This window comes from Paenibacillus sp. S29 (assembly GCF_049319765.1).
GTDB classification, from domain to species: Bacteria; Bacillota; Bacilli; order Paenibacillales; family Paenibacillaceae; genus Paenibacillus; species Paenibacillus polymyxa_B.
The window spans coordinates 46,217-67,739 of the sequence record NZ_JBMOUI010000019.1 but is presented as its reverse complement, the minus strand read 5'-3'; the positions used below and the strand labels follow the sequence as shown (position 1 = coordinate 67,739).

15 protein-coding genes and 1 pseudogene are annotated in these 21,523 nt (G+C 45.4%); 5 read left to right on the top strand and 11 right to left on the bottom strand.

The genetic code is table 11. The features are described 5' to 3' along the window. Nucleotides 1-117: 117 nt before the first annotated feature. The 6 genes from ACL9RM_RS23760 to ACL9RM_RS23735 form a co-directional block, all read right to left on the bottom strand. The gene (locus ACL9RM_RS23760) at nt 118-1,221 is read right to left on the bottom strand and encodes a DNA alkylation repair protein (protein ID WP_250268277.1); all 1,104 of its coding nucleotides are present in this window, start codon (nt 1,219-1,221) and stop codon (nt 118-120) included. Between the two features lie 112 nt (nt 1,222-1,333). Further along, nucleotides 1,334-3,361 (bottom strand): S9 family peptidase, encoded by a 2,028-nt coding sequence (locus ACL9RM_RS23755; protein WP_250268275.1) that lies wholly within the window; start codon nt 3,359-3,361, stop codon nt 1,334-1,336. 217 nt (nt 3,362-3,578) lie between these two features. Continuing rightward, entirely contained in the window at nt 3,579-4,697 is a 1,119-nt protein-coding gene (locus tag ACL9RM_RS23750; RefSeq protein WP_250268274.1) for an LLM class flavin-dependent oxidoreductase, read from the bottom strand. Between the two features lie 56 nt (nt 4,698-4,753). Beyond that, nucleotides 4,754-5,302, bottom strand: coding sequence for a GNAT family N-acetyltransferase (locus tag ACL9RM_RS23745; protein ID WP_250268272.1), 549 nt, complete (start codon nt 5,300-5,302; stop codon nt 4,754-4,756). A 288-nt stretch (nt 5,303-5,590) separates the two neighbouring features. Then, nucleotides 5,591-6,094 carry a ferritin gene (locus ACL9RM_RS23740; protein ID WP_013310291.1) on the bottom strand — a complete coding sequence of 168 codons (504 nt, stop codon included), beginning with the start codon at nt 6,092-6,094 and terminating at the stop codon, nt 5,591-5,593. Between the two features lie 134 nt (nt 6,095-6,228). After that, the gene (locus ACL9RM_RS23735) at nt 6,229-9,177 is read right to left on the bottom strand and encodes a glycoside hydrolase family 48 protein (RefSeq protein ID WP_250268917.1); all 2,949 of its coding nucleotides are present in this window, start codon (nt 9,175-9,177) and stop codon (nt 6,229-6,231) included. 316 nt (nt 9,178-9,493) lie between these two features. On the opposite strand from ACL9RM_RS23735, the gene ACL9RM_RS23730 reads away from it, so the two are divergent. Further along, nucleotides 9,494-9,862, top strand: a complete 369-nt coding sequence (locus tag ACL9RM_RS23730; protein WP_250268271.1) for a DUF423 domain-containing protein — start codon at nt 9,494-9,496, stop codon at nt 9,860-9,862. A gap of 91 nt (nt 9,863-9,953) precedes the next feature. On the opposite strand, the gene ACL9RM_RS23725 is transcribed toward ACL9RM_RS23730, so the two are convergent. Together ACL9RM_RS23725 and ACL9RM_RS23720 are read right to left on the bottom strand one after the other, a co-directional pair. Then, a complete protein-coding gene (locus tag ACL9RM_RS23725) occupies nt 9,954-10,808 on the bottom strand; it encodes a sugar phosphate isomerase/epimerase family protein (RefSeq protein WP_061831661.1) in 855 nt (284 codons plus the stop codon). A gap of 19 nt (nt 10,809-10,827) precedes the next feature. Continuing rightward, the gene (locus ACL9RM_RS23720; protein WP_250268270.1) at nt 10,828-11,562 is read right to left on the bottom strand and encodes a thioesterase II family protein; all 735 of its coding nucleotides are present in this window, start codon (nt 11,560-11,562) and stop codon (nt 10,828-10,830) included. Nucleotides 11,563-11,754: 192 nt separating this feature from the next. On the opposite strand from ACL9RM_RS23720, the pseudogene ACL9RM_RS23715 reads away from it, so the two are divergent. From ACL9RM_RS23715 to ACL9RM_RS23705, 3 genes and pseudogenes are all read left to right on the top strand, one after another. Then, a pseudogene (locus ACL9RM_RS23715) lies at nt 11,755-12,042 on the top strand (glycosyl transferase); the annotation flags it as partial. A 95-nt stretch (nt 12,043-12,137) separates the two neighbouring features. After that, nucleotides 12,138-13,262, top strand: a complete 1,125-nt coding sequence (locus tag ACL9RM_RS23710; RefSeq protein ID WP_235306269.1) for a GGDEF domain-containing protein — start codon at nt 12,138-12,140, stop codon at nt 13,260-13,262. A gap of 170 nt (nt 13,263-13,432) precedes the next feature. Then, entirely contained in the window at nt 13,433-13,951 is a 519-nt protein-coding gene (locus ACL9RM_RS23705) for an NAD(P)H-dependent oxidoreductase (RefSeq protein WP_250268269.1), read from the top strand. A gap of 89 nt (nt 13,952-14,040) precedes the next feature. Here ACL9RM_RS23705 and ectB read toward each other — a convergent pair whose 3' ends face one another. Beyond that, nucleotides 14,041-15,303 carry a diaminobutyrate--2-oxoglutarate transaminase gene (ectB, locus tag ACL9RM_RS23700; RefSeq protein WP_061831657.1) on the bottom strand — a complete coding sequence of 421 codons (1,263 nt, stop codon included), beginning with the start codon at nt 15,301-15,303 and terminating at the stop codon, nt 14,041-14,043. A 591-nt stretch (nt 15,304-15,894) separates the two neighbouring features. Between ectB and ACL9RM_RS23695 the strand changes: the two genes are divergently transcribed. After that, a complete protein-coding gene (locus ACL9RM_RS23695; protein ID WP_250268268.1) occupies nt 15,895-16,581 on the top strand; it encodes a response regulator transcription factor in 687 nt (228 codons plus the stop codon). Nucleotides 16,582-16,586: 5 nt separating this feature from the next. Here the strand turns inward: ACL9RM_RS23695 and ACL9RM_RS23690 are convergent, their stop codons facing one another. Together ACL9RM_RS23690 and ACL9RM_RS23685 are read right to left on the bottom strand one after the other, a co-directional pair. Next, nucleotides 16,587-19,148: a hybrid sensor histidine kinase/response regulator gene (locus ACL9RM_RS23690; protein ID WP_250268266.1), complete on the bottom strand. Its 2,562-nt coding sequence runs from the start codon at nt 19,146-19,148 to the stop codon at nt 16,587-16,589. Between the two features lie 146 nt (nt 19,149-19,294). Then, nucleotides 19,295-21,295 carry a methyl-accepting chemotaxis protein gene (locus ACL9RM_RS23685; RefSeq protein ID WP_250268264.1) on the bottom strand — a complete coding sequence of 667 codons (2,001 nt, stop codon included), beginning with the start codon at nt 21,293-21,295 and terminating at the stop codon, nt 19,295-19,297. Nucleotides 21,296-21,523: the final 228 nt, after the last annotated feature.

The window sequence follows — 21,523 nt, the reverse complement described above, 5'->3', positions numbered from 1 at the left end:
CTCCAGAGACCAGAGCCTTATGATGTAAAGAAAAAGAAACCCACGTCTCAAAAGACGGGGTTTCTCGACAATCTGAGAGCCTGATTTCAGGCTCTTTTTCTTCACCGCTATCGTGATCTACAACTGGAGTTCTACCATTGTAAAAGCTGCTTCCTGCCCGTTTACGAGCAGCGCAATCCGGTGCGCTCCCGCATAATGGCGACGAGTTGTCAGGTCTGCAAAACGGTGTGTCCGTGTACCTGTAAGACGGGTTCCTCCGGGGACCGTTTTGTCAGATAGCAAAAACAGTTTACGTGAGACTTGTCCTCTCGCCTTCACAAAATCGATGCCGTACTCGATACGGACTCGTACTGGGTCACCTTCTCGAAGCTGAAGCGCGTAGCTCAACTCACAGTTATCACCGAGCCTTAGCAAGGCAGGGTCTGTGCTGAAAGAGGCATCAGTGACTAACGGCGACCCGTCTGTTTCATCCGCATAGCCAAACATTGCCATCACTTCGGGTATGGATTTGCGAATCAAGGTCCGACAGCCATGACGCACAATCCAGTCGGTGTCAGGATGTGTCCCTTTCCACCGTTGAGCCGTAGCAATGACCACATCAGGATGATCCTTGGCAATATCGTTCAGGTTGTTGGCTACACTTTTACGTACATATAGCGAAGGATCCGTCTTCAGTAATTCCAATATGGTCAATACTGGAGCAGGATCGCGCTTAAACACAGGCAATGCTTGTCCCCATGGTAGCCGTGGACGGCAGCCTTCGCTGGCAAGACGGCGAACGTGTTCACTATGGTGTCCCGCCCAGGTCGTCATCTGCTGCATCATCCGTTCCGGTTCACGCAGGAGGAAGGGTCTCACGGCAAACTCCGCAGAGGATTTAGATGTGAAGCGCTCCAGTGCCTTCATGGACAGGTCCCAATGCTCTTCTCCCTGCCCATACACCTCCACAAAATCGGGGAAAAACAAGTACGGAAAACCACTGCAATGCTCGTCTATAGCAAAAAGAATATCCAGAGCTTCTTCATAATTGCTGGGCAAAAATGCCCCTAATGTAAACGAAATACGCCGTATTCGTTCTTTTAGCTCCAGCTCATTCCATTTTTCATCCATTACTTGATGGATGAATCCGTTGGTATCGAACGGCATGTACGCAGACTGTACTTTTTCACCGAATAGTTGAAGAAAATTCTCCGTGTACATATTTTTTAAGGGCTCGGCCATTATATATCTCCTTTTGAATGAGGTTGAGAGAATTGTAGCAAGGCATACTAAAAATGCCAAGTCCTATGATTAGGACCTGACATTTTTACATTAATACAAGAAAGCGATTTACTTATAATTCGTGTTGGACAAACCAATTGGTAATACGTTGCAGTCGTTCCACGCGAAGCTGCGGGTGCCCTTTTCGTGAAAGCTCGTGACTTGAAGCTGGAAAACGGACAAATTGCGTAGGTTTCCCCAAGCGACGCAATGCTGTAAACAGCTGTTCTCCCTGCTCTATAGGGCATCGCAGATCCTGCTCCCCGTGCAATATGAGCAGCGGTGTGTTGATTTGCTGCACATAAGCCAGCGGAGATTGCCTCCACAAGAGCTCGCAATCGTCCCACGGATTCCCGCCGACTTCATCTTCAGTAAACGAGTATCCTATATCACTCACTCCATACATGGACAGCCAGTTAGATATGGATCGCTGGGTCACAGCTGCACGGAAACGATCGGTATGGCCGACAATCCAGTTTGTCATAAAGCCACCATAGCTTCCTCCTGTTACACCCAACCTTTCTGGATGAATGAATGGAAATTGACGTATAGCCTCGTCAACTGCGCTCAGCAGATCGGTGTAATCGCGTCCGCCGTAATCTCCAAGGACGACATTGGTAAAAGACTGTCCGTACCCTCGGCTTCCTCCCGGATTCGTGTAGATGACTGTATATCCCTGAGCGGCCAGCAACTGAAATTCATGAAAAAAAGAATTGGAATACATGGCATGAGGACCACCGTGAATCTCCAAAATAGCAGGATAGGATACCCTCTCCTTAAACTCAGCAGGCTTCATCACCCATCCCTGCACCCGTCGTCCATCCTCAACCTCAGTCCAGAAGCTCTCAGGCACACTGATCTCAATCTCATCAAGCAGAGAATCATTCACTCGTGTCAGCTGTTCCTCAGTTCCTGAATGAATCGCAATCCGGAACAAATCACCTGGTAAAGCTACATCGGTGGAAGCGGCAATGATATGCTGCTCATCCGAAGTAAGCTCGAATTGGTAAATTTCCCGTTCTCCCTGGGTTAAAATTTTAAAAGTTCCATCAAGCGCAAACTGATATACGTGTACATTGCCTTCAAGGGTTACCAGCGTATACAGGGATTGACCGTCCGCACTAAAGCGTGGTGGTCCTACATGAAGATGTGAACGCATGTCGCTCATACCCGCGTTACCGAGGTGAGCGTCAAGCGTCTCACTAACGCATACTGCCGTCCCCCCACTGGAAGGAACCGTGTACAGTCGGGTCTGTGTAGCGTCTTTGGCATGTCGATCATGACCGTAAAAGGCAATCGTTGAACCGTCGGGAGAATAAGCAGCACTCTCGATGTGCAGTTCAGAATGGGTCAGCTTAAGCGGTGCTGCTGCATCACCATTTGAAGTCCCAAGAGCTATCGTAAACAAATCATTCTGCTTACGTAAATCCGTATCCTCTTTCGAATGCTCTGCTATTCTGGCGACGAATAAAATACGTTGACCATCCGGTGACCACACAGGCTCCGCCACATCATAAGCGCCGGAAGTCAGTTGAACTGTGTACCCCGAAGTCACATCAGTTACATACAAGTGATCACGAGTATCATCCCACAGTCCATATCCGTCGGATTTAGCTTTCGTTCGATTAACGACTCGTCCCTTAAGTTGTGCCTTCTGAGTTCCTCCATCGGATGTAGAGCTTGACGGGTTCTCGGCCGTTTTAGCTACAAACGATATGCAGGTCCCATCAGGAGACCAGGCTAATGAACGAACGTTGTTCTCTACGTGTGTAAGCTGTCGTGCCTCCCCCCCGCGTTTCGGAATAATCCATACCTGGCGCTTGCCGTCTATTGTACGGAGAAAAGCTAGTTGTGTTCCATCTGGTGACCAGACAGGCGTTTCATCTTTGGGTCCATATGTAAAGGGTACTGCGCTAGCGCCTTCAGACGATAATAGCCAAATTCCTGAGTTATAATCTGTCCGCTCTTTATTAATATGCTGCTCTACGTAAGCGATTTCACTGCTTAGAGGATGAATAGCTGGATCGCTAACCCAGTGAAGTCGATATAAATCCTCGGCTGTTATACAGCGCTTGGTCGTACTAGATTGTGAGTCGCTCAAAAAAATTCCTCCTTTATATCATTAGATTCCACATCTTTAAATTTTAATTAATCCGATTAATTTTATGCGATTTTAAATAAATATACAATTACGTTACTCTTTTTATGTATCTCTGTCAATTTGTCTAAAACTAAAAAGCACCTCTCTCAGTCGCTATCGACCCGAAAGCACCGCTACTTCGGTTGCTTTCATGAGAGAGGGTAACGTTATTCATCAATCACAACTGAAAAATAGGAGAAATGGAGGGAGCACCTTTAGGAATAGCAGCCAGTGATCCATTTTCTTTGTGTAGGTTCGGCACCTGCTGCCAAATAGTGCTGGGAATCTCTCGCCGCAGCACAGGGATGATATCCTCGGCAAACCGATGCAACTGTTCAAGTTGCTCCTGCTCTTCCAGCCCATCCACGCTTATGCTAAGTACCTGATGGCCGAACGCAGTATAATAGTTTCGTATTTTTTCAAGAACGCTGTCCGCAGAACCAATCAGAACTGGACCGTTGCGGATATTGTCCTCCAAACTTGTAAACGGGGATTGATTATGCTGAGCCGCCGCCGTCGAGTGGTAAGCATCATAATACGGGCGATAGCGTCTGATCGCTTCCTCGTCTGTATCCGCCAGATACAAACTCCCGGCTCCGGCACCAATTACGGCCCGATCAGGATCATGACCGTAATAAGCGAGCCGTTCACGGTAATGATCAATTAGCGTTTTATACTTGGCCTGAGGATGGAAAGAATTTGAGGAAAATAACGGCTCTCCATATTGTGCAGCCAGCTCCGTCGATAATGTACTGGAGGCACTTCCATGCCATATCGGAATTTGCTTTTGATACGGGCGTGGCTGTGTCGTGACCTGATACAGCGGGGACCGATAGCTGCCCTCCCACGTAACCTCTTCCTCGCTCCATAGCCGTTTGAGCAAACGATAGCGTTCTGCTAGCGACTCCCACTGCTCTTCCTCCGTAATTCCAAACAACGGATAATGGCGTGGATCATTGCCTTTTCCGATAATCAGTTCTAATCTTCCACCCGATAAATGATCCAGTGTCGCGTAATCCTCAGCTACGCGTACCGGGTCAAGAATACTAAGCACCGTTACCATCGTCAGCAGACGAATCCGTGCAGTTCTCGCTGCTATAGCGGTCAGAACGAGTGGAGGTGAAGACGACAAAAAAGGCGCACCATGCCGCTCCCCCACACCATACGCATCAAAACCAAGCTCCTCTGCGAGCACAGCCTGCTTTATTACATTTTGGAATTTTTGCTGCGAACTCCAGGCTTCTCCGGTAATCGCATTAGGCAGATTAGCCATTAGGCTGAATAATACAAACTTCATAAGCTCCTGCCCCCCTTCTGCGAACGAATCGGCTTCTTCGTTCCCTATGATCGCGTCTAATTTCGATTGGCTGTCTCGGCTTCATTTTTTTCACGAATGTAGGTGGAGAATAATTCAGGATTCACCACTTTACGCAGTAAATGCATCGTCCCGTCCCCTGTTCCATGGTCAAAAGCATGGATACGTTCATATCCCCAACGCTCGTACATGGATAGCAAATAGGGATGCTTTTCCGCAGTCGCCAGTGTCACAGCAGGAGCACCGACCTTGTCACGAATAATCGTTTGCTCTACCCAATTCAGCAGTTTTTTCCCATATCCTTTGCCCTGGGTAGCCGGGTCTACAGCAAACCACATCACAAACGGTAGATCGGTTATAAAATTAAGGGCTCTATTTTTGAGATGGCTAACGGTAGCCTGAATAACACCGTCTACTTCCAGCACATAGCAATCATTATTTTTAATGTTTTCTTGAATGAGAGCAACGTCTGCCTGAGCGGCAGGCCATCGAAGCTCCAACTGCCGAATTGTTTCATACGCCTCATACGTCACATACTGCAATCTTTCTGCGTCCTCCTGGAGTGCCAGACGATAGATTTCACTCATACTAACCCGCCTCCTTCTAATGTTTTTATAAATCGAGTGAACCACTATATAACTATTCCTATCTATTTAATAAGATATAAAAGTTAACATAACTGTAGCATGCTCACCATTCAGCGACAAATTAATTTTTTCTATAACTCCATTTAAAATAACAATAGCCCCTCGAAAGATGGGAATTCGTTCATTAAAGTCAACGCAAAAAAGCCCGAAAATCGGGCTCCTCTACTTTCTAGACGAATAAAATGCTGGTCTTAGCTCCGGCATTCAAAACAAACCATGTATGCTGTACTACTCCGCAGGGGCAGTAAAGCTGCGTTTGGCAAACTCGCTGTCCAGCATATAAAAGGCGTTGCTGTCTCTTTCAATGCGCTTAAGCTTCTGGATAACACTGTCGAACAGAGCTTCCTCTTCGACTTGCTCGTCAATAAACCATTTCAGGAAATGGATCGTTGCATGCTCACGTCCATCGAGGGCCAAGTCAGCCAGATGATAAAATTTTTGCGTGTTTTGCTGCTCATGCTTGTAGCCATGCTCAAATACGTCCAGCATGGAATCGTAGCTATTTTTCGGCTCCGGCAATGCAGCCAATGTGGCGCGTCCTCTACGGTCATTAATGTATTTATACAGTTTCATGGCATGAAACCGTTCCTCCTCAGCTTGTACCAGGAAGAAGTTTGCAAACCCATCCAGACTTTCACTGGAGCAATAAGCAGCCATCGCCAGATATACGTGAGCGGAGTAAAATTCAAAGTTCATTTGCTCATTCAGAGCCTGTGCCAAATTGTCATTCATGTCTCAGGTCACCTCGGTCATGTATGTAGTGATGTAACGATCATAGTGTACCACGAATCCGATCACAAAAAAATGGACGGAAGTGAATTCAGTGCTCTCACGTTCCGCCCGCATTTTCCACAATCAGTTCACAATCAAGGCTCCAGACCCCAGACACGTTTGTCGTTTATATACAAAGGTGCTTTGTCCCAATCCATATAAGATGTCTTGGTTGGATCATAGGAAAAATCATCACTTTCGTTATAGTTACTCCAGTCCGTCTTGTTCATGCGAATTTGAATATCTCCTGTATTTTCCCCTGCTGCCAGACTTCCCGCACCAGCTCCAAAGGAGATTTCCAGATAATAATCTGCGCCTGTAACGGCCTTATCCAGTTTCACAAAACGTCCCTGAACGTTACTACTGCCCAACTGTGCATAGTCACAATGGAATTCCTGTGGCTTGTCACCATCTACGGTGTAGTAGTATCGCAGCTTGACATTTTTCAGATCAACTGCCTCTTTACCCTTGTTTACTACACGGAACAGTGGCCGAATCTGGTTATCTCCCGGGTTGGTGTCGCCCACGCGATATTGTGCAATCACATCTCCCGTTGCTGGAATGGGTGCTGCCGTAGGCTTGGCACTGACCTCGGCAGAATCTGGGCTGGTTCCTAAAGAATTTGTTGCATTTGCCACATAATAATAAGTGGTTTCATTCACCACTCCTGTATCCTTGTAAGTGCTGTCTGTTACCGTTGCTACTGTGGTATAAGGGCCACCACTGGTTGTCGAGCGCTTGACCGTATAGCTATCGGCACCCGTCGCTTTGCTCCAGGTCAGTGTGACCTGAGCGTCCCCTGCATTTGCCTTCACATTTGCCGGAGCTTTGGGAGCTGTCGGCTCGGTTGGTCCACTACCGTTAATGAGACGGTCATACTCGGCATAAGCCGTTGCCATATCCACTTGGGACCAGAAACGATGATACGTAAATTCTGGAGCACCTTTATCCCATTTTTTGATCTGATTGTTCCAAGAAGTCGTGTATTTATCTTTGAGATAAGACCATTGTGGATCTTTAGTGATATTAGGCCGGATGTCACTATAGCTGGAATACGTACCATTGCCGCCTTTGGACGGATCAGAAGCCGTAGCGTCGGTGCCAGGGATCGTGTTGCCTTGTCCAGTCTTACCACTCCAGCCGCTCGGAATATACACTTCTTTCGTGAAATAGCGATAATAATCCTCGCGCGCTTCCTTCGTTGTAATGCCTATACCATCGTTATAACCCCAGGCAGCATCAAGCAAAGCTTTAGACAGATCCTTAGCTTCCTTGCCTAACTCGGAATAGTCTCCTTTTTCAGCTTTCGTTCCAGCAGCAAAAAAAGTAAGTGCTTTAACATAGCTGCCCAGCACTCCGGCATCCTGCCCTGGATTCTTTGTTACCACATGGAGATTGGTATTCCCTTTATGATTGGCAAATCCGCTCCAGGTTTCAGGCTTTCCGCTCCATTCCAGATTGCTCGGCAGCCAGAATTCCCCTTTAGCTGCTGTAGTAGCCACTTTCGGATTCTTGCCACCCAGAATACGCTTACCTTGAGCGTCCAAATAGTATCCCTGTGCATCAGTCACAGGCCGTTCGTTGGCAAATACATAGCTCTTGGACCACGCTATCCAGTTTTCCGTCACTTGTTTAGCCATTTTAAACTGCTCGGACGAAGTATCCCCTTTCTTGGCTAAAATGTAGTACAGCTCGGCAACCCGCTCGACAGGCCAAGCCTGCATCCCGAACCAGTTGTTCGACGGTGGATCGTTATATACAGGAGCCCCTGTATAAGCCATGCCATAAAAGGTACTTGTGCCAGATGGATAAGCCTTGTAGGCACCATCCCAGCTATTCGTCGCTCCGCCTGCAATGGCCCCCTCATCGGATTGCAGCCAAGTATAAAACTCCAGTTGGCGCTTCAGCGAGGTTGCCCAGTCCTGTCCCGCCGTTGGTGAATTCGGTATTAATCCACTATCTTGATCGGACAACGCATACGCCGCGACGACATTTTGGTAGCCCTGATGCGCATGGCTGGCACCAATTCGCCAAGCCCAGTTGCCGCTTTGGCCAAGTCCGCCGCCCCAAGCCGTATACCATGCCATCAGGTAAAGACTGGCATCCTTGCCCGTACCAGCAATAGGACTTCCATTGGAAGCGCTTCCGGTTTTCTGGAAGTATTTATCGTACATGCCGTACCGCAAAAAGTCTCCCATCTTTTTGGCTTTATCCAAATATACGGAGTTGTCATATCCCAATTCCTTAGCCCAGTACATCGCTTGAACTGCCCGTGCATCCGCATCGGTGGCATTCGTGTAGCGCCATTGCTGTGCCGGGGCATTATTTTCCTTGGTGAACAAGCTCATAAAGCCTTCATTAGGCTTGCCAAACTTATGATTATCTTGTGATGGATGCGGTACAGCCTCCCATACTGATTCCTGTTCCCCACGCTGGAAGGTGTTTACATAGGCAGCTGTATGCGACGGATTCAGAAGATTGCCGAAGCCGTACCAATTATCCACATCCAACAACCAGTGCATCAGATAAGTCTGGTTGTTGCCATAGGTTGCCTTCAGCTCAGAGTCCAGTGGATCCTTGCCAGCACCATACTGACCACTCAGACGGCTTGGGTACTGATCCGGCTGCGAATATTCTGCGGCATAAGTGGCGGGGCTGTTCGGATTATAGTTACTCATTGTCGGTTGTTCTTCCTTACCGTCGCCTTCATTAACAGGAATGATATATTTCTCCATGTTGTCCCATGCGGATTCCAAATGTCCCCAATCCCCGGTATAATGACCATACAGCACTTCCAGCCACATCCAGTAGCTGTACGCTTCCGAAGTCGTTAAGTGTCCGTAATCCGGAGCCTCGCTCATGAGCGTTTCAACGGAATGATAAGGGATGCCTTCTTTTGAAAAGTATCCGCTAGCCGGATCCTTCAGCTGTTTATATAGTTGTAGAAAACGTGTCGATTCCGGTGTTGCGGCTGATGCACGGTCGGGTCCTGCCTGAAATAAGCCCAAGGTTAACGGAAGTACCAAAATGGCTGACATGACCATAGAGACAGATTTCCTGAACACGGATTTTCTGCTGATCACTTTTGCATTCATCCTCTCCATTATCAATTTTGGCTTTACACAAGATTTTATTCTGAAAAACGACAGCACAAAAAGACAGCATCATCACCTCACTTTCCCGTAAAAAAGGTGGAGGACACGCTGTCTATTGCTCCAAATGCTTCGCATTGGCCCTGGAAAAAATATATCATACTAGGCGCCAGATGAGAGTCGAAAAATTCTATAAGTTTAGAGATTCACAAGGAAAATTGACGAAATCGATTGGAATCGGTACTATTTCACAGGGAGGCGTTAAAACATGAAAATTTTGCTATTGCTTGGTTGTATCGTGATGTTTTTAGCCGTAGCTCTGGGAGCGTTCGGCGCGCATGCATTGAAAAAAAGACTTTCCGCAGACATGCTCAGCATATTCCAGACAGGAATTCAATATCAAATCGCTCATGGACTGGGTTTGCTACTGCTTGGAGTTCTTGCTGACAGCCTTGTCCATTCTTCTCTCATCGTAACCGCAGGTTGGGTTATGCTAGTGGGTATTCTCCTGTTTTCCGGCAGTCTGTATGCCCTTAGTATATCCGGTGTGAGAAAGCTTGGGGCAATCACCCCCATTGGCGGGTTGGCTTTTTTGGCAAGCTGGGTCATTGTAATCGTGGCGGTTGTGCAAGGTTAAAGAAGGATAAAGGAACGGAGACTTGGAAAAGGAGGCGCTTCCAAGTCTCTCAATTATTAACGAAGCATTCCTGATTATATGAAAGAATGCACTATCTCGTCTGCACTTGTTGCGCTTTCTGAGCGGCTATCCGATGACCTTCGATATAACGTCTGGATTCAGCCATCTCATGCTCCTGAGCAGCTTCCATAATAATATGAACCCCCGGCTTGTACTGCTCCAGTAGTTCCATGTAGAGGCCATAGTTCATGTCTCCAAAACCCGGCGGCACCGTCTCAATTTCACCTGACGATGACAACCGCCGGTCTTTGGCATGCGCTGCGATAATCCGGGGGCCCAGCAGTTGGAAAGCTTCGCGGATGATCTCATCCTGTTGCGCCAGATTTTCCGTTTTCAGCAAATTACCCGGATCAATCACAACACCGATGTGTGAAGAAGGTACTTCCTCCAGAAAAGTAGCCAACTCTACGGCGGTTCCGACCAAGTGATCGTTTGCAGCTTCCAATCCTACGAATACGCCCCACTTCTCCGCTTCATCTGCTAATTCACGCACTACTTCCCTTACAACTCTCCAGTCACGTTCCGTATAGGCAGTACCGTCCTCATTACGTCCGACTTCAGCTGCAACCATTGGTGCTCCTAACAGACCCGCATATCGGATCAGCTCTTTGAAGCGCTCTACATTTTCACGCAGCAATTCCTCATCCTGTATAAAAAAATGTAAATAGCACCCGAGCACCGATATGGATACACCATGCTTACGAAATTCTTCTGCGATAGACAGTGCCAATCCCGGATTGAACTTACCCGGTTTATTAAAATCTACATCACTGATCGCTCTCCACGGAGCCAGCTGAACATGAGTAAAGCCCGCTGCGCCTACCTTTGCAGCCAATTCACGATAAGGCAACTTGCCAAACAAATGTGCCAATACACCTACTGTCACTAAAAATCACCTCTTATTTTTATTGTTGTATGCTACTTGTTACCGTACTCTGCTCAAAGGTCTCATTGATGATGTGCGTAATCCGTTCCACTTCATCATGAATAAAAAAGTGTCCTCCCTCAAAGGTAAACATACGAAATTGCTGATCCGTATGGTGTGCCCATGCCTCCGCATCTTGTAAGGTCACCGTGTTATCGGTCATTCCCGTCAAAGCGGTGATAGAACAATGTAAAGGTGCGGCTTTAGCCATGTACTTATACAACTCGACAGCTTTGAAATCCGCTCTTAACACTGGCATAAAATAGTCGTATAATTCCCGATTGTCAAAAATCGCTTCCGAAAGCTGACCGTACCGCTGCAAATGCGTCCTGAACTGATCTGCGGGCAGATCGTGTAACCATGGGGAATTTCTTGGGACATGCGGTGCCCGTCCACCTGAAACGAACAGATGTGCAGGCTTTCCATATCCACTCGCCACCAGCTTGTAGTACAGCTCGAATGAGATCATCGTCCCCATACTGTGTCCGTATATGGCATAAGGATCGCCCGGGGCTATCTCTTCGCTGATCTTGTGCAACAGATCCTCGCTCATCTCCTCAATGCTTTCCTTTAGCGGTTCCCCAGAACGAATACCTCTGCCCGCTAATTCCAGTGGAACAAGCTTAATTTGCGGAAGCAGCAACTTTTTCCATTTGAAGCTGACCGACGCCGATCCGCCTGCATACGGGATGAAAAATAATGTGATAGGTGCCATTCTTGCAACCTCCTGCCTTGCTAAATTCTAACTTTTTCATTTTAGCATAAAAAGGTATATTTACCCATTTCGGATATTTTGCAAATTCCAGAAGAATGGTTGAGAAAATCAAGTACATTTTGTATAAGGCAGGAAATGTCTTTCTAAAGAAAGAACGGCTTTATGTTTGAATATAATCATGTGTTGGGCCTTTTGACGGGTACAGCGGCATGGAACTTTATAGCTATCACTCAATCCATTCTCGGTATTCAGCCCGAATGGGATGGTCTGCGTATTGATCCGTGCATTCCTACAGCCTAGGACGAATTCACAGTCACCCGTGTCTTCCGCGGTGATACCTACGTGATTCATATCACGAATCCACAGCATGTCTCCAAGGGTGTAGTTACAGTTACCTTAGATGGCACCGTCCTTACGAATAATATCCTGCCGGTTGCAGGGGACGGGGCTATCCACCAAGTAAAAGTGTTGCTAGGCTAACAAGTTCATGGCCTTCAAAAAAATTAGCTTCAACTTCATCACATAGTATCTTATAATACGAGAATGGCTAAAGATACATTAAGTGTGGTGACATCATGAACAAGACAAAACGGCTTACTCAAACCATGGATTACAAAACAAAGCAAGCCCGCTGGGTACGCAAAATGTTATTACTGTATTGGATGATTATAGCTGTACATTTTATCGTCCAGCTGGGCAGCTACTTATTTCTTGATTACCACGCTTCGCCTTATGAATTTTACGTCGGAACCCTTATTGTTCCCACGCTAATCATGAGTGGTTCCAACTTACTGGCAGAGTTGGCTCATTTTAAATTTAACAGGTATTCTTTTGCGATCCTGTTTATGGCAAGCACCGTCATTTGCTGGATGATTATTCGCCTAAATTATGATATTCGGATTATTCCTGCGCTATGTTTGTTGCCTATTTTCTCTTCTATTCTGTTCTTCAATCGTCGCTTAATATGGCTTTCCTTTGTATTGCAAGTGGTCGTCTTTTTTCTGTTGCTGGCAGCAGATGGATCATTCCGCAGCTATTTGTCAGACTTTGATATCGTGGCGATTCCAACCTTTTTAATTATGTCCACCTTTATTGCTCTCATTATTCAGGCCAGCGGCCGCGATTTGTTAGTGGATTTGTATAAAACAAAGCGTGCCCAACAGGAATTAATGATCAGTAACGCGATTATCAGCAAAATGTCAATGACTGATGGTTTGACAAAGCTGTACAATCATTTGTCCTTTCAAAACTTTTATGAAAAAGCACTCGAATATGCCGAACAAGGCGCGATCATCCATCTGGCGTTAGTGGATATTGATAATTTCAAGAAGATCAATGACACTTACGGACACCAGTTCGGAGATAAAATTTTGGAAGGCATCTCGCAAATCATTACAGAACAGATTACCGCAAATGACATTGCAGCTCGCTATGGCGGTGAGGAATTTGCTATTTTGATGTTCGAGCATACTTTCGAAGAAGCTTATCAGATCGTCGAAAACATCCGGCGTGAAGTGGAGAAAATGACCTTTCAGGAGAAATTGCAAATCGTTTCTGTAACCGTAAGCATTGGACTGAAAAGCTATACAGAGGAAATGAACAAAGATAAAGATGTATTTTTTCAGCAAGCAGATGACTATCTGTATCAAGCTAAGCGCTCCGGGAAAAACAAAATTGTTGCTCTTAATCATATCGCTTAATGTAAAAACACTTCATTTGTTGAGACTCCGGCATGAGCTTGCCGGAGTCTTTTGAATATAGAGCTTAAAATGTAATAGAGTTGACAATTCCATAAGTTGAAACTAAAATTGTTACATATGTATTGGTTATTTACTTACATTAAATAAGTTCGAAGGAGATGGTTTTTTAAATGTCAACCCTCGTTATTGTCGTTCACCCTGATCTTGCGGAATCTCGCATTAACAAAAGATGGGTGCAAGAACTCAAGAAACAATCCGACGTGACCATTCACAACCTGTATGAGGTATATCCAGATGAGCAAATCAATGTCGCCCAGGAGCAGGAACTGCTAGAGCAGCATGACCGTATCGTTCTGCAATTCCCTTTTTACTGGTACAGCACTCCTTCCCTGCTGAAAAAATGGCTGGATAAGGTTCTAACCTACGGCTGGGCTTATGGAAGCGAAGGTGGCAAGCTACAGGGCAAAGAGTTGTTGATCGCCTTGTCTGCTGCCAGCGTTGAGGAAAATTATCAACATGACGGACGGAACAGGTATACGATCGAAGAGCTGTTGAGACCTCTGGAAGCTACAGGCCATATGATTGGTGTCAAATTGCTCCCTTATTTCGTACAATATGGTGCTGCAGTATTGACCAATGAGCAACTAGAACAATCCGCACAAAAATACGCGCAAACGGTTATTTCTTAATTTTTTTACTAGAAAGCCCCTTGGACGGCGCCCGCCATACCTGCTTTACAGCAGCCGGCAGCTCCAGCCAAGGGGCTTTACTGATCGATTTACATCGTAACCAAGGTACTGGTTACCTGTGCCATACTTTCTTTAATAATTTCGCAGCCCTTACGCAAGTTTTCCAAGCTTATCGTTAACGCTGGCATAATTTTAATTACCGTATCGTTACGCCCAGCACGTTCAATAATGAGTCCCCTACTAAAGCAGAGAGACGCTACCTCCTTGGCGAACGCTTCTCCCAGATGAGACACATCAATCCCCCAGATCAATCCCATGCCACGAATTTCAATAAGAGGATCTATCGATTGGATATGTTCACGCAAGAACTGCTGAACAAAAGCCTCTTTTTCCTTTACTTGTGCTTCCAGCTCTACCGTATCTCTGAACTCCAGTGCAGCCTTTGCCCCGACGAAAGCAAGCTGATTTCCACGGAAGGTGCCGTTATGCTCACCCGGACTCCATATATCCAATTCTGGCTTCAGTAGCAACAGAGACATTGGCAATCCGTATCCACTGATCGATTTGGACAAAACAACCATATCAGGAACAATTCCCGCCCGCTCGAATGAGAAGAACGATCCAACCCGGCCGCAACCGACTTGAATATCGTCAACAATGAGCAAAATATCATGATCATCGCACAGCTGTCGCAAATCACGCAGCCATTCGGTCTCTGCAATATGTATACCGCCTTCAGCCTGTACCGTTTCCAAAATGATCGCGGCAGGCTTTTCCACACCCGAATGGGTGTCTGTTAAAAGCTGCTCCATATACAAAATGGTATCCATTCCGTTAAATGTGCTGTTATAAGGTATGAAGGTAACATTGTTCAGGGGGACCCCTGCGCTCTCTCGCATGGAGTTGTTGCTGGTAATAGATAAACTACCCAGCGACATCCCGTGGAACGCACCCATAAAAGCAAAAATACCATTTCTGTTTTTCACCTTGCGTGCAAGTTTCAGTGCTGCTTCCACTGCATTAGTTCCGGTCGGTCCGCAAAATTGCAGCTTATAATTCAAGCCCTTGGGCTGGAGAATACGCTCTGAAAAAGACTCCATAAACTCTTGCTTGGCCGTCGTGTACATATCCAGACCATGCATAATCCGATCGGAAGTTAAATAATCCAATATCCGGTTTTTCATAAAATCATTATTGTGCCCATAGTTCAAAGCCCCTGCCCCGGCAAAAAAGTCAATGTAACCCTTGCCTGCCTCCGTGTACAGTACATCGTTTTTAGCTTTGTTGAAAACAACTGGAAAACTTCTGCAATAGGATCTTACATTGGACTCCAGCACTTCGAATGTGTTCATGATCTCTCGTCCTCCCGCTGACCTGATTTTAAAAAATACAAGCATGGAAAGCAAAAAAATGTAAATATGTAATCTAAAAGAGTAGACAGTCTGAATTCACAATGGGATATCCACACCAAAGAATCATAAGTATGATCGCAAGAACAATTAAAGTACGAAAATTAAATACAGAGATAGCACATTGAGAGTAAGTTAGTAGAAGATTAAATAGTGGGTTTTTCTAAGAGGCCTATCAGAGGATGTCAACTCCTATGTAATAAAATACCATAATTTTCATTTAAGTCAATGCATGTTTCTGAGGTGTTTTGTTAATTTTTTGTAATTTATCATCAACGACTTGTAGTATATTGTTATAAAAAAACGAAAAATGTCGTATTATAGAAATAAATCTCAAAAATAGTACATTCCCATATCAAATAGATATACATCTGGACTATTTGTCCACAGGATTGCCACAACAAGCCTGATCTTTTGACAGACTGTCCAAAGGAGTTTACTCTATCAACAGGACCTGCCAAAAACTTGTTGTAAACATTGCAGCTATCCTAACTATTTGGCTCGAATTTGATAGAAAGATAAGGAAATATGATCATGGCTAATGTTTTAATTATTGAAGATGACAATATGCTGGGAGATACCCTTTCCTTGTATTTAACAGGAGAAGACTACAACGTTACTCGAGTGGAACAAGCGTCTGAGGGTATAGCTAGGCTTGAGATCGTACAGCCCGATATTATTTTGCTGGATCTGTTGCTTCCAGATTTGGATGGAATGAATCCCTGCCCACTGATACGCAAGCATACGGACGTGCCCATCATCGTGATTTCTACAGAAAACAACATATCAGAGCGCATTCGTACACTTACGTTGGGAGCAGATGATTACATTTGCAAGCCTTTTAGTATGCAAGAGCTAAAAGCACGGATAGAGGCTCTTTTCCGTCGTATTGAAATCACACGCTTGCAAGGAAGAGGCAGAGCACCTGAACCTGAAACGGGCATTACTTTGGATCTAGCGAAAAGAATGATTACCGTTAACGGACAGGATGTGGAGACAACATATTCAGAATTTGAGCTCATGAAGCTTTTTTATTTGAACCGGGGAATTGTATTCAGTAGGTATGCTTTGATTCAGGCTCTCCGTGGCACAGACTCCTTTATTAATGAGAGGGCTGTGGACGTACATATTAACCATTTACGCAGAAAAATCGAAAAAGACCCCAAGAAACCGCAATTGATCAAGACCATCTGGGGAATCGGCTACAAATTTATGCAATAATACGGTCAGCTCCAGGGAAGTGATGACTTGATCTGATTAATCTCCTTCTGAACCGTACTGAGTTGCTCTTTCCAGTCTGAATACAGTTCACCTGTTGAGGTTTCATTACTGCGCTTCAATGCCTTTTCCAGCTCTATTACCTTTGCCAGCAACTCAGGCACACACAGGTTCCCCGTCCCTCCCTTAAGCGAGTGGATTAATCGAAGAGCAGAAGATAACTGCCCATTGCCCATTTTTTTCAGAACTCTCTTATCAAGATGCTGGTATTCTTGAATCCATTTATAAAGGGCAAATTGAAAAATGTACACCTTGCCATCCATAGCGGCTATCGCCTGATCTGCGTGAATACCATGTAAATCTTGCAGCCATGCTAAGTTAATCCAACTAGTTAACACTCTAGCAGCGGTCAGTTCATGGATAGGCTTGAGAAGCACGGCATTAATACCGGCACGAAGACAAACTTCCTGTTCATGCTGCACAGCATCAGCGGTAAAAGCGATAATGGGAAGCCTGTTAAAAGCTTTGTTTCTCCGAATATGTCTCGCCGTCTCAAAACCATCCATCTCTGGCATATGCAGATCAAGCAACACCATATCCCAGTAACGCAGTTCCAGTAACGCTATTAGTTCTCTTCCGTTCGTGACCATCGTTACCTCAAAGTTACGCTCTGCTAAAAACTCGGTAATCACCACCTGGTTAATTTCGTTATCCTCTGCTATGAGAATTTGATACTTCTGTGTTGTATCCCCCATCTCATTGCGGGAACTCATGGTCACATGAGTCTCCAGAGTATTACCATCTACAGGCACTGACTGTTCCTTCTTCCAGCAGAGAACCTCCAGCAGAGCGTTCCGGGTAACAGGCTTGGACAAAAAGGCATCGATCCTATGATCCATGTCCCCAGCAGCTATGGTTTCCATCTGAAACACGGTTGTAAGTCCAATGATCTGAGTTATCTGCCTATCCAGCATTTGAAGCCATTGCCTCCGGGAGTCTAGTTCTCTAAAACCTTCCATCCCCATATCAATGATAACAAAATCAAAATGCTCACCCTTTTGAAAAGCGTCCATACTTTCTTGGAAGGATGAAATAGTGAATGGTTTTAGCCCCAAATCTTGCAGTAATTCGTTCAAACTGTACCTCACCAGTTCATGCTGCGCAACAATTAAGGCTTTGCCTTTGATTTGTTTTTCTATTCGTGTGCTTCCCGCATTCAATTCCCCGGTATCCAACTCGACATTAAAGTAAAATTGACTGTACTCTCCTAATCGGCTTTTCACTTCTACTTTCCCGCCCATAGCTTCAGCCAAATGCTTGCTGATGGCCAAACCCAGCCCAGAGCCCCCATATCTGCGGCTGGTTGAGGTACTCGCCTGGATAAAAGGGACGAATAGCTTGTCCATACACGTCTCGGAAATTCCTATTCCCGTATCTTCTACCATAAAAGAAACGCCTACTCGTCCGCCCTGCTGACTGAGCATTTTCACCTGTAACAATACATGTCCCTGATCCGTAAACTTGATGGCGTTGGTCAGAAGATTTGAAAGCACCTGCTCCATTCGAAGCGGATCTCCCTTAACCCTTTTCGGTAACGCCAGGTCCGTTATAAATACGATCTCTATTTCCTTATCTTCCAGCAAAGTTCCAACGGTATCTGCGAGATGCCGAAGCATTTTTTCCGGCTCAAATTCTACCTTTTCCAGTTCCAGACTGCCGGCTTCCATTTTGGAAAAATCCAATACGTTACTGAGCATGGATGAAAGGGTACGCGAGGAGGCAAGAAGCTTGTGGAGGTAATCTCTTTGAACGGCAGTTAGTTCAGTCTTATTCAATAACTTTGACAGACCGATGATTCCATTCAGCGGGGTGCGGATTTCGTGACTCATATGAGCCAAAAAAATGCTTTTCGCATGGTTAGCCTCGTCCATCTCCATTCTCTTCTGCTCGGAGGCTTTATACTCTGTAATATCCAACACGTGACCGATAACATACCTAGTAATCCCGTCCTCCTTAACCGGATGTAAGGTAATGAGAGCCGAATATTCCCAAAACTCCAATTCAAATACGGTTCGATCACCAAACCAGGCTTGCTTGTAGTATTGACTAAGCTGCTCCATCGTTTCAGAGGAAAGCTCCAATATGTCCCCGAGACGCTTCACATGCTCCCTTTTATTGTAGTTGACTTGCAGATTCAGACCTACGCGCTCCAGCAATTCCCCTTCAAGCAGCCTATAATAAAATTCATCACCACTTTTCTCCAGCCTGAAGGTAAAACCCGGCTGGACCCGAAGTAAATTCAGTAGATCACGGTCTTTGTTTAACAAACGTTGTCCATATGTATACTTAGCGGTCATTAAAGTGTGCACAAACAGAGTCATGAACATTAGACCAATCCCTAGCTCCAGCAAGCAGGTCAGCAGTGTTTTATCACTTATACCAATACATAAGAGCAGAATTCCTGCCACTCCACAAAATACACCTGTGATCGTCTGACGAACAAGCTGACGCTGAAAAATCAAAACTAACAATAATATCACGATAGCACATAGCATTAAATCTCTAACCAAGTGTTCGCCCCCCTTATAATCTTCCATGTTTTGTACAATAAATCGAAAATATAAAAAAACTCAGGACAGATTCCTTATGCCATAAGGCTTAAAGAACTGTCCCGAGCATTCATTGTACTATAGATTCCATAGGGTTCAAGCTCGTTTTAATATTTGAAACGACTGATCATCACCTTCAAATCAGTAGCCATGGTTGAAAGCAACTGTGCAGAAGCTGATATTTCCTCCATGGAAGCCAGCTGCTCTTGTGAGGAGGCGGCAACTTCCTCAGATGTGGCGGCATTACCGGTTGCAATCGTCGCCAGTTCGTTGGCTGTCGCTGCAATCTCTTGTACACTGGCTGATATTTGCTGTGCAATCGCAGCGACCTCCTCTACCTGAGGTGTTGTCTCTCGAATACCTTCCATCGCATGACCCAACTTGACAATGGTTGCTTTGGAAATCTGCAGTCCATCCTGCACCTCAGTCGTAACCCTGTCCATCGTCTTCACTGTTGTTTCGGTTTCATGCTGAATTTCGGCAATCAAGGTGGCAATCTGTGTGGCGGATGTCTGAGACTGCTCTGCCAGCTTGCGCACCTCATCAGCAACGACGGCAAAGCCTTTTCCATGATCACCCGCTCTGGCTGCCTCAATAGCTGCATTCAATGCCAGCAGGTTTGTCTGATTGGAGATATCGCCGATAACCTTCGTAATTTCACCGATTTCATGAGAGCGGGCTTGCAAGGTTTGAATCATCTGGTTGGAACGCTCTACTGATTGATGAATGGAATTCATTTGCTCACCTGTCTGCTCAACAGACTTTCGTCCTTCCTCGGCTTGCAAGGCAGATCGTTTGGCCAAATCGGCTACCGAAATCGAGCGTTCAGCGATTTGGGTGATTCCTTGTGCAATTTCATCGAGGGCCACCGAATTATTTTCCAGCCCTGTAGTCTGCTTCTCTGCACCACTGGCTATTTCTTGCACAGCCTGGGACACCTGCTCACTTGCAGCACTGGTTTGTTCCGCGCTTATTGTCAGTTCATTCGAAGAAATTGCCACATGATCTGCACTGTTCCCTACGTTCTGAATGACAGATCGCAAGTTATTCTGCATATTTTGAAAAGCCACTCCTAATTCTCCGATCTCGTCCTCGCTCTTTACTTGAATGTCCTGTGTCAGATCTCCGGCGCTCACATTTACCGCTTGTTCTTTTAACTTTAAAATCGGTTTGATGATGGAACGGATCAGGAAATAAACGATGAAAATACCAATCACAAGACAACCGACGATGGTTAGTAAAGTGCTGATCAAAATCGGTCCTGCTGTCTCATCGACTTCAGACAAATATAGCGTTCCGCCTATCTTCCAGCCAGTTAGCTTGTTAGTCGCATAGTTCATATATTTGGGCTGTCCTTCATACTCATACTCGTATTCACCAGTATCGCTCTGAAACATGCGTGATTCAATATCTGTAATTTTGGTGCCTGCTTCCTTCGTCGGATGTACAATGTAAGTATGGTTGCTGTCCAGCAATATAGCATAACCCTCATGACCTACTTTAATATTGTTCAACGTCTCTTTAATACCACTTATTTTCAGGTCAATGCCAATAACACCCGATCCATCTAACGTTGCCTTGGACACCGTAACCGTCATTTGCTTCGAGCTTGCCGAAAGATAGGGAGAACTAATCGCTGTCTTTGCTTGCTCCTTTATCGCTTTATCGTACCAAGGTCTGACTCGTGGATCATAATTATCCGGTAATTGCTTCTGTGGATAGGTTGTAAATTTACCGTCCTTCGTACCATAAAAAATGGATTCTGCTTCAGGATGAAGTGCAGCATATTGCTTAAAAAACTCTTCCAGTTTGGCCGCTTGTTCCTCCGTCTCTACCCGATTGCCTTTTAGTCTTTCTGCAAAATATTCTGCGTTATGTACCTTGGGTTCAATAGTACTATCAATAATAAAATTAGTGCGGATGATAGCCTGCTCGGCACTTTCTTCAATCTGGTTTCGAATCTGCTGACTAGCGCTCACAAACGACAAAGCCCCCACGATCATGGACGGTAAAATCAGAAATGCAATAAAGGCGACCATTAGCTTCGTTTTAAAATTTTTGCTGAGCATCCTTGCGACTAGCCACTTTTTCCCCGATAACTTCTTCATTAATAAACATCTCCATTTCATTACCTGGATTTCCTAACCTATGGCGAACCTCTTCGTCTTGCCGATGACGACAATCACCCGACAGACTCTCTTTCACATTTTTCACATCTGCTGCTAAAACGCTTGGACATAAAAGATATAAACACGCTAGTTAAATAGGTATATGTACTTATTTTCGAAAACAGAAAGGCTGGTCGGAACCGGTTCTTTGATATAATATACCTAAAA

Bases quoted from the DNA above. Each gene is read 5' to 3' on its own strand.
- ACL9RM_RS23730 (WP_250268271.1), top strand. From the start codon at position 9,494: ATGAAAATTTTGCTATTGCTTGGTTGTATCGTGATGTTTTTAGCCGTA.
- ACL9RM_RS23685 (WP_250268264.1), bottom strand. From the start codon at position 21,295: ATGAAGAAGTTATCGGGGAAAAAGTGGCTAGTCGCAAGGATGCTCAGC.
- ACL9RM_RS23695 (WP_250268268.1), top strand. From the start codon at position 15,895: ATGGCTAATGTTTTAATTATTGAAGATGACAATATGCTGGGAGATACC.
- ACL9RM_RS23750 (WP_250268274.1), bottom strand. From the start codon at position 4,697: ATGAAGTTTGTATTATTCAGCCTAATGGCTAATCTGCCTAATGCGATT.
- ACL9RM_RS23710 (WP_235306269.1), top strand. From the start codon at position 12,138: ATGAACAAGACAAAACGGCTTACTCAAACCATGGATTACAAAACAAAG.
- ACL9RM_RS23720 (WP_250268270.1), bottom strand. From the start codon at position 11,562: ATGGCACCTATCACATTATTTTTCATCCCGTATGCAGGCGGATCGGCG.
- ACL9RM_RS23705 (WP_250268269.1), top strand. From the start codon at position 13,433: ATGTCAACCCTCGTTATTGTCGTTCACCCTGATCTTGCGGAATCTCGC.
- ACL9RM_RS23760 (WP_250268277.1), bottom strand. From the start codon at position 1,221: ATGGCCGAGCCCTTAAAAAATATGTACACGGAGAATTTTCTTCAACTA.
- ACL9RM_RS23735 (WP_250268917.1), bottom strand. From the start codon at position 9,177: ATGGTCATGTCAGCCATTTTGGTACTTCCGTTAACCTTGGGCTTATTT.
- ACL9RM_RS23745 (WP_250268272.1), bottom strand. From the start codon at position 5,302: ATGAGTGAAATCTATCGTCTGGCACTCCAGGAGGACGCAGAAAGATTG.
- ACL9RM_RS23740 (WP_013310291.1), bottom strand. From the start codon at position 6,094: ATGAATGACAATTTGGCACAGGCTCTGAATGAGCAAATGAACTTTGAA.
- ectB (WP_061831657.1), bottom strand. From the start codon at position 15,303: ATGAACACATTCGAAGTGCTGGAGTCCAATGTAAGATCCTATTGCAGA.